The sequence below is a fragment of the Arthrobacter sp. PL16 genome, from assembly GCF_035985055.1.
Classification (GTDB): Bacteria; Actinomycetota; Actinomycetes; order Actinomycetales; family Micrococcaceae; genus Arthrobacter_D; species Arthrobacter_D cheniae.
The window spans coordinates 295,351-308,960 of sequence record NZ_JAXCIC010000001.1; the positions used below are offsets into that span (position 1 = coordinate 295,351).

At 67.5% G+C, this 13,610-nt stretch carries 15 protein-coding genes and 1 other RNA gene; 5 read left to right on the forward strand and 11 right to left on the reverse strand.

Annotated elements, in window-relative coordinates; translation table 11 throughout:
- Positions 1–2: 2 nt before the first annotated feature.
- The 5 genes from RCH21_RS01320 to RCH21_RS01340 all read left to right on the forward strand — a co-directional run bounded on the left by RCH21_RS01320 (position 3) and on the right by RCH21_RS01340 (position 3,346).
- Positions 3–1,586, forward strand: coding sequence for a M23 family metallopeptidase (locus RCH21_RS01320; protein WP_120148011.1), 1,584 nt, complete (start codon positions 3–5; stop codon positions 1,584–1,586).
- Between the two features lie 70 nt (positions 1,587–1,656).
- Entirely contained in the window at positions 1,657–2,130 is a 474-nt protein-coding gene (gene smpB / locus RCH21_RS01325; protein WP_087027172.1) for an SsrA-binding protein SmpB, read from the forward strand.
- Complete coding sequence (locus RCH21_RS01330; protein ID WP_120148010.1) at positions 2,127–2,501, forward strand: hypothetical protein; 375 nt, start codon at positions 2,127–2,129, stop codon at positions 2,499–2,501. Before smpB ends, RCH21_RS01330 begins: the two co-directional genes overlap by 4 nt.
- Positions 2,502–2,617: 116 nt before the next feature.
- Positions 2,618–2,985, forward strand: a transfer-messenger RNA (tmRNA) gene (gene ssrA, locus RCH21_RS01335).
- 133 nt (positions 2,986–3,118) lie between these two features.
- The gene (locus RCH21_RS01340; protein ID WP_147394304.1) at positions 3,119–3,346 is read left to right on the forward strand and encodes a hypothetical protein; all 228 of its coding nucleotides are present in this window, start codon (positions 3,119–3,121) and stop codon (positions 3,344–3,346) included.
- A 2-nt stretch (positions 3,347–3,348) separates the two neighbouring features.
- Here the strand turns inward: RCH21_RS01340 and RCH21_RS01345 are convergent, their stop codons facing one another.
- The 11 genes from RCH21_RS01345 to RCH21_RS01395 form a co-directional block, all read right to left on the reverse strand.
- Positions 3,349–4,449 (reverse strand): carboxylate-amine ligase, encoded by a 1,101-nt coding sequence (locus tag RCH21_RS01345; protein WP_326962887.1) that lies wholly within the window; start codon positions 4,447–4,449, stop codon positions 3,349–3,351.
- Positions 4,450–4,658: 209 nt separating this feature from the next.
- Entirely contained in the window at positions 4,659–5,393 is a 735-nt protein-coding gene (locus tag RCH21_RS01350) for a metal-dependent transcriptional regulator (protein ID WP_326962888.1), read from the reverse strand.
- On the reverse strand, positions 5,393–6,343 hold the full coding sequence (locus RCH21_RS01355) for a metal ABC transporter permease (RefSeq protein ID WP_326962889.1): 951 nt from the start codon (positions 6,341–6,343) through the stop codon (positions 5,393–5,395). Before RCH21_RS01355 ends, RCH21_RS01350 begins: the two co-directional genes overlap by 1 nt.
- Before the next feature lies 1 nt (position 6,344).
- Entirely contained in the window at positions 6,345–7,220 is an 876-nt protein-coding gene (locus RCH21_RS01360) for a metal ABC transporter ATP-binding protein (RefSeq protein ID WP_326962890.1), read from the reverse strand.
- Positions 7,217–8,140 (reverse strand): metal ABC transporter substrate-binding protein, encoded by a 924-nt coding sequence (locus tag RCH21_RS01365; RefSeq protein WP_442784642.1) that lies wholly within the window; start codon positions 8,138–8,140, stop codon positions 7,217–7,219. The genes RCH21_RS01360 and RCH21_RS01365 overlap by 4 nt, the downstream gene beginning before the upstream one ends.
- A 31-nt stretch (positions 8,141–8,171) precedes the next feature.
- A complete protein-coding gene (locus tag RCH21_RS01370) occupies positions 8,172–8,933 on the reverse strand; it encodes a class I SAM-dependent methyltransferase (RefSeq protein WP_326962892.1) in 762 nt (253 codons plus the stop codon).
- A gap of 57 nt (positions 8,934–8,990) precedes the next feature.
- Complete coding sequence (hisN, locus tag RCH21_RS01375) at positions 8,991–9,800, reverse strand: histidinol-phosphatase (protein ID WP_326962893.1); 810 nt, start codon at positions 9,798–9,800, stop codon at positions 8,991–8,993.
- 138 nt (positions 9,801–9,938) lie between these two features.
- Positions 9,939–10,142 carry a cold-shock protein gene (locus RCH21_RS01380; RefSeq protein WP_043446208.1) on the reverse strand — a complete coding sequence of 68 codons (204 nt, stop codon included), beginning with the start codon at positions 10,140–10,142 and terminating at the stop codon, positions 9,939–9,941.
- Positions 10,143–10,340: 198 nt separating this feature from the next.
- A complete protein-coding gene (gene rsgA, locus RCH21_RS01385) occupies positions 10,341–11,471 on the reverse strand; it encodes a ribosome small subunit-dependent GTPase A (RefSeq protein WP_326962894.1) in 1,131 nt (376 codons plus the stop codon).
- The gene (gene aroA / locus RCH21_RS01390) at positions 11,468–12,826 is read right to left on the reverse strand and encodes a 3-phosphoshikimate 1-carboxyvinyltransferase (protein ID WP_326962895.1); all 1,359 of its coding nucleotides are present in this window, start codon (positions 12,824–12,826) and stop codon (positions 11,468–11,470) included. Before aroA ends, rsgA begins: the two co-directional genes overlap by 4 nt.
- 5 nt (positions 12,827–12,831) lie before the next feature.
- On the reverse strand, positions 12,832–13,380 hold the full coding sequence (locus RCH21_RS01395; RefSeq protein WP_326962896.1) for a DoxX family protein: 549 nt from the start codon (positions 13,378–13,380) through the stop codon (positions 12,832–12,834).
- Positions 13,381–13,610 lie beyond the last annotated feature (230 nt).

Here is a 13,610-nt window from a genome sequence, read left to right on the forward strand (position 1 = left end):
TCATGCTGCTCAACGCCAGGGGACACGTGCGCTCATCAGGAACCTGGTGGGCCCGGCAGAATAGTTCCGTTTTCGTCGTCCGCGCCACGGCGGGCAGTTCGATCGCCCTCGTCGTCGCGCTCGCCCTTGGGTTCAGCACTCCCGTCGTCGCCGATGAACTCGACGACCGGAAGGGTTCGTTGCAGAACGAGATCACCGAGGTCCAGCAGTCGATGGAGTACCTCGACGCCGACATCGCCGAGACCATCGGGACGCTGAAGAACTACCAGGGTCAACTGCCCGCCGCGCAGCAGTCCCTCGCCGATGCGCAGGGCAGGGTAGAGGCGGCGACCGGCGAGGTGGGAGCGCTGGCCGTCCGCGTGGATCTGGCGCAGGAAACCAAGAACAAGATCACCGAGGAACTGCGGGCTGATCGCCAGGAGATGGACGAGACCCGGGAGGTCATCGGCCAGATCGCGACGGAGGCGTACAAGAATGGTGGGGTTCCCACCAACGTCTCGCTTCTGCTGGGAGCAGAGGGTGTCGAGGATTTCACCGAGTCCATGGATATGGTGGATCAGGCGCTACGCGGCCAGAATGCCGCCATGGAGCGCCTGTCCGAGCAGAACGCGACCAACGAGAACAGCCGGGCCAGGCTGCTGGCGGTCGAGGCGGAGATCACCAAGCTCAAGGACAAGGCCGACGCCGCCCTCGACGCCGAGCAGGCCGCCAGGGACGCAGCGGCTGGGGAGAAGGCCAAGGTCGACAAACTCGTTGCCGATACCTCGGCCCTGTCAGCGAAGCTGCAGGAGCAGAAGCCGGTCATCGAGGCGAAGCTGGCCAGTGTCGAGCAGGCGCAGCAACAGGTCAATGCCGACATCGCCGAACGCCAGCGTCGCCAGATCGAGGAAGCACGCAAGGCCGAAGAGGCGCGAGTCAAGGCTGAGCAGGAGCGATTGCGCGCCGAAGCGGAAGCTGCAGCAGCGGTGGAGCAGGCGCGTCTTCAGGCTGAAGCCCAGGCCGCAGCCGACGCGGCGGCCGCGGCGGAGAGTGCACGACGGGCAGCGGAGGCCGAGGCCGCCAACAGGCCCGCGCCGGCACCCGTGCAGCCACAGGTCGCGGCGCCCGTCGCGCCCGTCGTTCCGCAGATCGTGGCTCCTCCCGCGCCGGCGCCTTCTACTCCCAGCGCGTTCCGCCTGAACGCACCGGTGAGCGGCCAGATCAGCTCCGGCTTCGGCTGGCGTCCGACGCCGGTGGGAACCATCGATTTCAACGGTTCCGGCGGGTACACCCACACCGGGATCGACTACGGCGTGGGTTGCGGTACGCCGCTCTACGCGCCGGCCGCGGGTGAGGTCTGGTACGCAGACTCGAACGTCCTGCCGGGCGCCGGCAACCGGATCGTCATCAGCCACGGTGTCATGGGCGGCAACGCCCTCGCGACGAATTTCTACCACCTGACGAGCTACCTCGTTTCGGCGGGCCAGCGCGTGAGTGCCGGGCAACTGATCGGCTACACGGGCACCACCGGTAATTCCACGGGCTGCCACCTCCACTTCGAGACGATGCTGAACGGCACGCTCGTGGACCCGATCGGCTTGTTCTAGGTCGTAGGATGGAAGACACTGTCTTCCCGCGGGCCGTCGTCCGCTGCAGCATCTTCGAAGGAGTTATGCCGTGCCGAAGGAAAGTGGCCGGAAAGTGGTGGCCACCAATCGGAAGGCCTTCCACGACTACGCCGTCCTCGATACCTATGAGGCCGGCCTTGCGCTGATGGGCACCGAGGTCAAGTCCTTGCGGGCTGGACGGGCTTCGCTCCTGGACGGTTACGCAATTTTCTATGGCGATGAGCTGTGGCTCGAAGGCATTCACATCTCCGAGTACTCACAGGGCAGCTGGACCAATCACGCGGCCCGGCGACGACGGAAATTGCTGCTGCACCGTGAAGAACTGACGAAGATTTCGCAGAAGATCCGCGAGTCGGGTTTCACCCTCGTACCCCTTCAGCTGTACTTCCTGAACGGCAGGGCGAAGGTGGAGATCGCGGTGGCACGGGGCAAGCGCGACTACGACAAGCGGCAGACCCTGCGCGAGAAGCAGGACAACCGCGAGGCACTCCGCGCAATGCGCGAGAAGAATCTCGGCGCGTGAGTGATGTCTTCTGGGAAGCCCAGGAGGACGAGGAGCCCGAGCCGTCCGAACTGACCTACCGGCGCCCCTGGTGGGTGACGGTAGGAGCGCTCGTCGACCTGATCCTCCTCATGATCGTGGTGCCGGTCGGCATCCTGTCCCTGATTCCCTTCGTCTTCCTCGTCTACGTCTTCTTCGCGCAGGTCCTGGTGTGGATCTCGCCGATCCTGATCCTGCTGAACGCCTCCATCTTCTGGTGGAGCTTTCGCCGGAAGCAGGCCGCCACCACAGCACTGGCTGCGCTCGGCATCGCGTTCGTGACGCTGGCCTTCGTCGTCGTCCGTCTGTGGCAGGCACCGATCGTCATCCTGGGACTCACCCTCGGGCGGTAGGTGCCGGCGTTCTCCGGGAGCGAAGCGCCTGCTCGCACCGCGGCTCGGTGGGGTAGACTGATTCAGTCGAACGGCCGTGGGACGTTGGACGCAGGTATCGCTTGATAACTGAACATGGGGATGACAGGTTTCGACGATGTTAGTCGCGACAGGTGAAGCGGGCCGAGGATACAGGGTTATCTCGTAAACGCTCTCTGTAAAACAATAAGTGCCGAACAAAAGCGCACTGACTTCGCTCTCGCTGCCTAAGCAGCCTAGCTAGTCCGTCAGCCCGGGTTTGCTCTCGCCCCGGATACTGGCGTCATTTAGAGGGCCACTGCTCCCGGTCCTCGTTGTAGGGACCGGGGGGACTTTTATACAACTGGGCTTGGCAGCCACTAGTTTGCACGATGGCTGGAGCCGAGAAAAACCGACGCAAACTGCGCCCGGAGAAGCCCTGACTACACTGCATCGGACGCGGGTTCAATTCCCGCCATCTCCACCACCATGAAGCGCCTCGCCGGTATCCGGCGGGGCGCTTCTTCGTGCGCGGTGCTTTCGTGGATCCTACAACGCGCCGTCACGCTCAGCACGGTGCCCACCACTGTGGCCGACCGAGCGCGACCTACACTGGGGAGATGAGCTGGACTGACCGGCCGCCGTCGTGGCTCCCGCCGCTGCCGCCGCCCAACAGGGGACGCGCTCTGCTCGTGCTCGGCTGGATCCTCGTCGGCGGTACGTTCATCTACATCTTCATCATGAGCTACCTCGGCGGGACGCACACGCTTTTCACCCTGGTCCCGCTCATGGTGGGTCTCCTGTGCCTCATCGTCGGTCTTCTGCGGCGGGACAGCCGCGAGCGCTAGGCCTAGGGCTCGGCGGTGAGGGTATTTCCGTAGAGCGAGAGCAGCGCCGGCATGCCGCCGTCGTGCATCGCCTTCCGTTGGCGCTGCGCTCCGGTACCGCGCGTGGAGAGGGTCTCGAGCCCCGCCCGGACCCATTCGCCGTCGCCCTCCGCCTCTAGCGCCGCGCCTACATGGTCGAGGAAGGCAGTGAGGTGCTGATGCGCAGGGACCGGCTCGGCAGTGGCAAGGTCCACGAGGTGCTGCCCGAGTCCGTCCCGCGCAGCCTGCCAGAGCGCTGCATCCAAGAGTTCGGGGTCCGGGATCAGGGGTGTGGCGTCCGCCTCGGCATCATTCAGGGCCGTCACGACGAGCGCCCGCGTCAGTGCCCCGAGGAGAACCGAATCCTGGGCCTCGAGCTGGACGTCGCAGGCCCGCAGCTCGAGGGTCGGGTAGTGATCCGAGAGCCGCGCGACCCACGTGAGGACACCGCGGTCGAGAATGGCACCGGAGGCACCGAGGCGGGTGATCCTCCGCTCGTAATCGGCTGCATCGGCGAAGTAGGGGGCGACGCCCTGCACGGCCCATCGTCGGTAGTGCACCACGCGCCAGCTGCCGAACCCGCTGTCCCGGCCGAGCCAGTAGGGGGAGTTCACGCTGAGGGCGGTCAGCAGCGGAATCCAGGGACGGATGCGATTGAGGGCCTGAACGCCGCGCTCCTGGTCGGGGATGCCGACGTGCACGTGAAGCCCGTTGACGAACTGGTCACCGACGATGCCCGGAGCGCTGGCCCGCAGGTCCTCGTAGCGCTGCTTGTCGGTCAGCTCCGGGTACGCCTGCCGGATCCGCGGGGCCGTCCCGGTGGCGGCTCCGATGCATCCGGTCCTGCCGGCCGCATCCGCGAACTTGCGCCTGAAGTTCAGCAGGGACTCCTCGGCCTGGGTGAGGGTGTCGCACACGGGCGTCGCGGTCTCGATCTGGCAGGACAGCAGCTCCCGCTGGATCTCTTCCCGGCTGATTTCCGGCGTGGCCTCGAGCAGTCCCTGCACCTCGGAGGCACGGTCGGCGGGCAGTCCTGACTGCGGTTCGAGCAGCAGGTACTCCTCCTCAAGTCCGAGAGTGGTCATCGGGATCTCCATCCAGGCGTATCGGGTAGAACCGGGCCGAGCATTCCGATCAGTCTAGAAGCGGAGGACACCCGTGGGCGAAGGGGCAACGGTTCGGCGTCACATCGGGGCGGCCGGAGCTTCCACAAGGGACGACAGTTTCGATGTCCGGGCAACGGTGTCGACTAGACGATAGGTCCTGAGCGCGTCCGGTGCGCAACGGCGCTCGATCACCGTCCAGCATCTTCGAGCTCGCAGCCCTCGTGCAGTGCGTCGCTCTCGATCCACAGCGCGCTGGCCAGACCGGCGTCGATGGTGAGGGGTGGCTGCGCGGCATCGCCACCGACGTGGAGCTCGAGCAGCACGCCCGCGCCGGGGCGGGTGAGTCGGAGGTCGTCGCCCAGCATGATTCCCAGTCGGTCCAGGTACCGCAGGACGTCGGGGTCGTCGTCGCTGACCCTGACGAGCCGCCCTGCATGGCCGTCGTCGAGGTTGTCGAGGCGATAGGCGCGGGGATACTCGACCGTGCCGTCCGCAGCCGGGATGGGATCACCATGGGGGTCCCGCCGGGGCCGTCCGAGTTTGGCGTCGAGGCGCTCGATGAAGGCATCGGACACGGTGTGCTCGAGGAGCTCCGCTTCATCGTGCACCTCGTCCCAGCTGTACCCGAGCTCCGTGACGAGGAACGACTCGATGAGCCGGTGCCGGCGCACCATGGCGAGGGCTAGGGCTTCCCCGGTCGGCGTCAGGCTGACGGGGCCGTACTTCCGGTGGACGGCGAGTCCGAGATCGACGAGCTTGGCCACCATGCCGGTGACGGAGGAGTTAGCGACCGACAGGCGCGCAGCCAGGTGGGTCGCCGTGACGGCGTCGCCCTGCCACTCGGTGAATGTGTAGATGGCCTTGACGTAGTCCTGCACGCTCGTGGATTCGATGCTGAGGACGGCACCTTTCCGGCCGGCCATCAGGCGTCTCCGGCCGGAGCGCCGTCGGACGCCCGCGCCGAAGAGGCAGGGACCGGGGCCATGCTGGAGGCAGCGACCCGCCCTTCCACGGGATGTGTCCGCACCACCCGCCGTCGTCGTGCCTGCCACAGCACGCCGTCCGGCCGTGCGAACAGGTAAACCACGGTGAACACGAGCGCCTGGCAGAGGACCACGGCCGCGCCCGTGGAGATGTCCAGGTAGTAGCTGGCATAGATGCCGGCGATGGACGCCGCGACGGTGAGGACGACGGCGATCACGAGCATCCGGTCGAAGCTCCGCGACAGCAGGAAGGCCGTGGCTCCCGGCGTGATCAGCATGGCGACGACGAGGATGATTCCGACCGCCTGCAATCCGACGACGACGGTCAGCGCGAGCAGCCCGAGCAGGAGGGCCGACAGGAACCGGGTGTTGAGTCCGATGACGTGCGCATGGGTGCGGTCGAAGGCCAGCAGCGTGAGGTCGCGACGCTTGAACAGGAGGATCGCGAGCGTCACGACGCCGAGGATCATGACCTGCCAGACGTCGCCCGTCGAAACGCCGAGGACATTCCCGAACAGGATGTGCATCAGATCGATCTGCGAGGGCGTGGCGGACACGATGGCGAGGCCCGAGGCGAAGAGTGCGGTGAACACCACCCCGATGACGGTGTCGGCTTTCAGCTTGGTCGTGGATCGGACGATTCCGATGAGTGCCACCGCACCTGCGCCGAACACGAAGGCACCGATCGAGAAGGGGATGCCGAGGATGTAGGCCAGGGCCACCCCGGGGAGGACGGCGTGCGACACGGCATCACCCATGAGGGACCAACCCATGAGGATGAGCCAGCAGGAGAGCACGGCGGCGACGACCGCTGCCGCGACCGTGACGGCGAGGGCGCGCGTGAGGAATCCGTACTGCAGCGGCTCCAGGATGAAGGCGAACACGTCCATGTCAGGGCTTTCCGATCGGGGCGGGGGCCGGTGCGGCGGATTGCGCGGGGGAGGAAGCGGGGGCTGGCGTAGGGGAGGAAGCGGTGGGGGAGGAAGCGGCGGCTGGCGGGAGCGGGGCCGCCCGGGGTACGGGACCGAAGGCGCGCGCGAGGTTGCCGTGGGTCAGGACGGCAGCCGGGTCCCCCTGCGCCAGGACTCGTTGATGCAGCAGGATGGCCTCGTCACACAGTTCGGGGACGCCGGCGAGATCATGGGTGGAGACCAGCACCGACCTGCCCTCGTCGCGCAGGTCCTGCAGGAGCGCGGTCATCGTGCGCTCACTCGACCGGTCGACGCCCGCGAAGGGCTCATCGAGCAGGAGCAACTTGGCATCCTGGGCGATGCTGCGGGCGATGAACACGCGCTTGCGCTGGCCGCCGGACAGCTGGCCGATCTGGCGCCGCCGGAGATCGGTCAGGCCGACCCGCTCGAGGGCCTGATCGACAGCGGCGCGGTCCGCAGCACGCAGCCGTCGCGCCGGACCAAGACGTCCGTACAGTCCCATGGCGACGACATCGGAGACGGACACCGGGAACGTCCAGTCCACCTCCTCGGCCTGTGGCATGTAGGCGACGAGTCCCTGCTTCCTGGCGCTCGCGGTGGTCCGGCCGAAGAGCTCGACGCTGCCGTACTGCGGGGCGAGCAGGCCCATGAGCGCCTTGAACAGCGTCGACTTGCCCGAGCCGTTGACGCCGATGAGCCCGCAGATCCTGCCGGGTGCCAGCGTGACCGAGACGTCGTCGAGTGCCTGGACGTCGTCATAACGGACGGTCAGGTGCCGGACGTCGAGGACCGGTGCGCCCGCTGGGAAACCTGTCGGCACAGGATGGACCGTCATCTGGTGAGTCCTTCCGCGATGGTTCGCAGGTCGTAGCGCAGGAGGTCGAGGAACGTGGGTACGGGCCCGTCGGCTGCCGAGAGGGAATCGACGTACAGCGTCCCCCCGAGCCGGGCCCCGGTGGCCAGGGCCACCTGCTCCTGCGCGGAAGGGTTCACCGTCGACTCGCAGAAGAGTGTCGGCACCCGGTTCTCCCGTACGAAGTCGATGAGACGGCGGATCTGCCGGGGCGTACCCTCGGAGTCCGCGTTGACGGGCCAGATGAAGGCCTCCTCGAGGCCGGCATCCCGGGCCAGGTAGGAGAACGCTCCCTCGCAGCTGACGAGCGCGGGATCGTCGAGGTGAGCGATGTCCTTCTTGAAACCCGCGAGGATCCCGCCCAATTCGGTGTTGAGTTCGCGGCCGTTGTGCTCGAACTCGGCCGTGTACTGCGGCGCGAGACGGGAGAGGGCATCCACGGTGTTGTCGACGTACGTCTGGGCGGCGATGGGTGACATCCAGGCATGGGGGTTGGCGCGCCCTGTGTAGTCGCCGGAGCGGATTTCGACACCTTCGACGCCGTCGGAGAGCACCACGTGCGGAGCGTCGACCGAGTTCAGGAATCGCTCGAACCACCGCTCCAGCCCGAGCCCGTTGTCGAGGATCAGGTCCGCCTCCTGCGCTCGGACGAGGTCCGAGGGCGTCGGCTCGTACCCGTGGATCTCGGCGCCGACCTTGGTGATCGACTCGACGCGCACGTGACCGCCGCCGACGGTGTCGGCAAGGTCGGCGAGGACGGAGAAGGTAGTCAGGACGAGGAGCCGCTCATCCGGATCGGGCGCAGGCGCAGCATGGGCGACGCACCCCGTCAGCAGCAGCACGACGGCGGAGCAGGATACGGAGCGTATCCTCCAGGATGACCGACGCTCGGGTTGAGGCATACCTAAATTTAGCGTTTAGCCATGCCGAAAACTAGGTACCGAGGAGGGATGAACGCCAGGCGTGTGTGTAGTAGGGAATGCGCAGGACCGCCCGAGGCGGGAATGCGAGGTAGTCGGTCAGGTACCACCGCAGGTTGCTCTCGACCCGCGTCTGCACGGCGGGCGTGGCCCGCTGGTAATAGCTGCGGGACCGCGCCAGGTCGACGACGTCGGGCACCGTCAGTTGCTGCGTCCAGCGCACGAGGAGTTCCTCAGGCGGGCCGAAGAGCGGTCCGAGTGATAGCCGATCCTCGGGAGAGAAGACGTCGCCCGCGTGCATGATCCTCGACAGCCGGTGGACCCAGGGGACCGAGACGTCGAGCTGATTCCACACAAGGCCGAGACGGCCGCCGGGCCGCAGCACCCGTGCGGCTTCCCTGACCGCGGCATCGTGGTCGCACCAGTGCCAGGTCTGTGCCAGCGCGAGCACGTCGGCCGATGCCCCGGGTAGGTGCGATTGTTCGGCCGTACCGACGACGACGGGCACTGCAGGCAAGTGGGCCGAGAGAACGGCCAGCATGTCTTCCGACGGGTCGACGGCCGTCACCTCGAGCCCGCGTGCCGCCAGAGCGCGGGTGAAGAGACCGGTTCCGGCTCCGACGTCGACCGCCTGGCTGGCACCGGCGGGGATCAGCCACTCCGTGACCGCCTCCGGGTAACCGGGCCGTACGCGGTCGTAGCGGCCGGCTCCGGACAGATAAGCGGCTGCCATGTCCCGCCGGCGCTGTTCGTCGAGCTTCGGGCCGATCCTCATCGATGCGGACCCGTACGAACCCGGGCATCGAAAGGACCGGAAGGGTGGCGGCTGCTGCTAGAGGAGGTCATCCACATCGGGGTTGAGGGTGCGCAGGACCTCACTGTGCAGGGTGCCGTTGGTTGCAAGCGCATTACCGCCGAAGGGTCCGTCCTCGCCGTCGAGGGAGGTGAATCGGCCGCCCGCCTCGGTCACGATCGGCACGAGTGCGGCCATGTCGTACAGCTTGAGTTCGGGCTCGCACGCGATATCCACGGCGCCCTCCGCGACGAGGCAGTAGGACCAGAAATCGCCGTATGCGCGCGTGCGCCAGACGCGATCCGTGAGGTTGACGAATTCGGCCAGGGCGCCGCGTTCGCGCCAGCCCGACAGGCTGGAGTAGGACAGCGACGCATCCTCGAGCCGTGAGACATTGGAGACGCGGAGGCGCTGCGCTGCAGCGAGCGATTTGCCGGTGTAGGCGCCGGTACCCTCCGCTGCCCACCAGCGCTTGCCCAGTGCGGGTGCGCTCACCAAGCCGACGACAGGCTTACCGTCGTCGATCAGGGAGATCAGGGTGGCCCAGACCGGCACGCCCCGAACGAAGTTCTTTGTGCCGTCGATGGGATCGATCACCCAGCGGCGTGACCCGGAGCCGGTGCTGCCGTACTCCTCGCCGAGGACGGCGTCGCGGGGCCTGGCCCTCGAGAGCTGGCCACGGATAGCCTCCTCGGCGCTCTTGTCGGCGTCCGTCACGGGCGTCAGGTCCGGTTTCGTCTCGACACGGAGGTCGAGTGACTTGAAGCGGGACATGGTCTGGTCGTCGACCGAATCGGCCATGATGTGGGCCAGACGAAGATCGTCGTTGTAGCCCTGCGTGAAACTCATACCGATCAACCTATCGTCTGGGCGGGCCTTCGGACGCTTCGGGCGCGGGCGAGGACGGCTGATGACAGCAGAAAGCCACCGCGGGCTTGCGCCTCACGGTGGCTTTCGATCCGTCGCCGCAGAGCGGCACGGGGAGTATTAGAGAACGGTGATGTTCTCGGCCTGGGGACCCTTGGGGCCCTGGGTGGTCTCGAAGTTGACCTTCTGGTTCTCTTCGAGTGAACGGTAGCCGTTCGAGTTGATCGCGGAGAAGTGGGCGAACACGTCAGCGCCGCCGTCCTCGGGAGCGATGAAGCCGAAGCCCTTTTCGGCGTTGAACCATTTCACTGTGCCAGTAGCCATGTTGTACATCCTTACCTGGGAGAGCCTCCGACGTTCGGGGCTCATCGTGGTGTTCGTTACCCGCTTATCGTCAAAAGCTGTCGAACTCCAGGTGGAGGGTCAAGGCTTGAAATTTAATGCGCAAACAACAACAGGTCTCAGTCTAGCATCCTTCTGTCGCGCTTCCGGTGACCGCGCCTTCGGCGCCATCACCCGGGGTCACTGCTGGCCGAGTTCCTTCGCGTCGTGCGCGTTGCCCCGCGGGTCGACGATCCCCGCTGTGAGGAGCCGCCGCAGGCTGCCCAGCCGGACGGGTCCGGAGTCTCCGGCGAGACCTTCTGCGACGAAGCTGTCCAACCCGCAGTCGACGGCGTTGTCATCGTGCCTGCATCCCCGCTCGCAGCGCTCCGTCCCGGGTTCGAGGTCGGGGAACGCCTTCAGGATGCGGTCGGCATCGACGTGCGCCAGTCCGAAGGACCGGATGCCGGGCGTATCGATGATCCAGGTGCCGGGTGCCGCGTCGGCGGCCTTGAGGGCGACGGCGGACGACGACGTGTGGCGCCCCCGGCCCGTGACGGCATTGACGCCGCCCGTGGCGCGGGTGGACCCGGTGAGGGCATTGACCATGGTGGACTTGCCCACGCCTGAATGGCCGAGCAGCACGCTCACCTGACCGTCGAGCTCGTCGCGCAGGGCGTCCACCGCCCCGTGGGAGAGACGGGCGGACTCGCCGTCGTCCGAGGTGGCCTCGATGCCGACGCTCTCGTCGGTCCGGCTGATGATCACGCGCAGGTCGAGATGCTCGTAGTTCGCGAGCAGAGCCGCGGGGTCGCGGAGGTCGGCTTTGGTGATGCATAGGAGAGGTTCGATGCCGGCGTCGTAGGCGGCCACGAGAGCGCGGTCGATGAAGCCCGTCCTCGGCTCCGGGTTGGCGGCCGCGACGACGATCACCAGTTGGTCCGCGTTGGCGACCACGACGCGCTCCACCGGATCGGTGTCGTCCGCGCTCCGCCGCAGGACGGTGCGCCGCTCCTCGATCCGTACCAGCCGCGCCAGTGAGTCGGGTCCGCCGGAGAGATCCCCGACGAGTGCCACGAGGTCACCGGCGACGACGGCGTTGCGCCGCAGCTCCCGGGCTCGCGCGGCCACGACGATCCGCTCGTCGGAGGTGTCCTCGTCGACGACCGTGGTGTACCGCCCGCGATCTACCGTCACCACGCGACCTGTCACGGCGTCCTCGTAGGCGGGGCGGTTCTTGGTGCGGGGGCGGGTGCCCTTCTTATTGGGGCGGATCCGGACGTCGGACTCGTCCCAGGAACGGGATCCGCGGCGGTTGCCGGCTTCGGTCATGCGCGGGCACCTGTGTCAGCCAGGCCGGCGCTGCCGGCGGTGTCGGTGAGCGATGCCCACAGTTCGGGGAATTCCGGCATGGTCTTGGCCGTGGTGCCGATGTTCTCGACTTCGACGCCGTCGACCGAGAGGCCGATGATCGCCCCGGCCGTCGCCATCCTGTGGTCCTCGTAGGTATGGAAGACACCGCCGTGCAGGGGAGCCGGCCGGATCACGAGGCCGTCCGCCGTCTCCTCGACATCCCCTCCGAGTCCGTTGATCTCGGCGGCGAGTGCTGCGAGCCGGTCGGTCTCGTGTCCACGGAGGTGGGCGATGCCCGTGAGGGTCGACGGCGTCGTCGCCAGCGCACAGAGGGCCGCGACCGTGGGCGCGAGCTCGGAGGTGTCGGGGAACGTGCCGCCGGAGATCGAGGCACCGCCCGTGACGGTGAGGGTGTCGCCGTCGAGGCTCGCCGTCGCCCCCATCAGGGGGAGGATGCGCCTCCACTGGTCACCCACCTGGGTGGTGCCCTCGGGCCAGTTGCGAACGCGGACCGTGCCGCCGGTGACCACCGCGGCAGCGAGGAAGGGCCCGGCGTTGGACAGGTCGGGCTCGACGGCGACGTCGAACGCAGGGACGGAGCCGGGGGAGACACGCCAGTGGTTCGGCACGGAGTCGTCCACGACGACGCCGAGGGACCGGAGGGTCTCGACCGTCATGCGGACGTGATCCAGGCTTGGAACGGGTTTGCCGACGTGTTCGAGGTGCAAGCCCTCGGAGAAGCGGGTGCCGACGAGCAGGAGTGCGGAGACGAACTGCGAGGACGCGGAGGCGTCGATCACGAGGCGTCCGCCCCGCACGTGGCCCTTCCCCTCGATACTGAACGGCAGGCATCCGCTGCCGCCGTCGTCCACCGCGATCCCGAGGCCCCGCAGGGCATCGACGATGCCGCCCATGGGGCGCCTGCGGGCATGCGGATCGCCGTCGAACGTGGTGGTACCGGACACCAGGCCCGCGAGCGGCGGGACGAAACGCATGACGGTGCCGGCGAGGCCGCAGTTCACGGCGCGCACCGCGGCGGTGTCCTGATCACCCTGCAGGGGAGTCACCCGCAGATCCGGTCCGAAGTCGCCGTCGCCCTGGATCTCATCGATGACCGCGCCGAGCGACCGGAGGGCGGAGATCATCAGGGCGGAATCGCGGGAGTGCAGCGGCCTGCGGAGGACGCAGGGGCCATCGGCGATGGCCGCGAGCACCAGGTAGCGATTGGTGAGGGATTTGGAGCCGGGAACCGCGAGCTCCGCATCGACGGGACGCGTCAGGCGGGGTGCCTGCCACCTGGACTGGCCGGACACCCCGCCTGAGGACGATGCCATGGAGCTTAAGAACCGACGACGTCGGCGGCGGTCTTGCGCACGGCCTGGTCGGCCTTCTTGAACTGCTTGCGTGCGTCCTTGCCGAGGCCCGCGGCGTTCTTCTTCGCGCCGATGGCGAGGTGCTCTGCGCGCCAGGCGATACCAGGGCGGCCGTTCGTGTCGACGGTGGCCAGCAGCACGGCGCCGATCAGCGAGAGGTTCTTGAGCAGCTGCGACCGGCGGGCCTTCTTGCCCGCAGGGGTGGAGGCATCGGCCGACCGGTAGTCCACGAGGGCGTTGACCGTGGCCGTCACCGTGAGCAGGAGGGCGGCGACGCGGGAGAACCGGCCGATGCCAAGCAGGAGCGCGGCTCCTACCTGCGTAGCGCCGAGCACCTGGCCCACCAGCTTCTCGTTGCCGGTCACGGCGGCGGCGGACGGGACCACCTTGGTGATGGACGCGAGGACGGGCTTGAGCTGTGGGGCCGTGGCTCCGGCATTGCGCAGCCTGTCGATCCCGGAGAACACGAAGCTGCTGGCGATCATGGGTCGGGCTATAACGCGGACAAGGGTCACAACTGCCTCCTGGGGCCCGACAGCTCTGCCGGGGGTTGATTCGACGGATACGAAGCACGCTGGGTCTAGTTTTACACGCCTCGCCGGAGCGGTGCGATCCGGGACCGGGCCGGCCCGCGGGGTTGCGGGACAGGGAGCTGCACCGCAGGGCCGGCATCCCCCTCAGGAATGGACGACAGGAATAGAAGGCTCCGGGACGAGGTTGGAGCAGGTGTACGGAAACTCGCAAC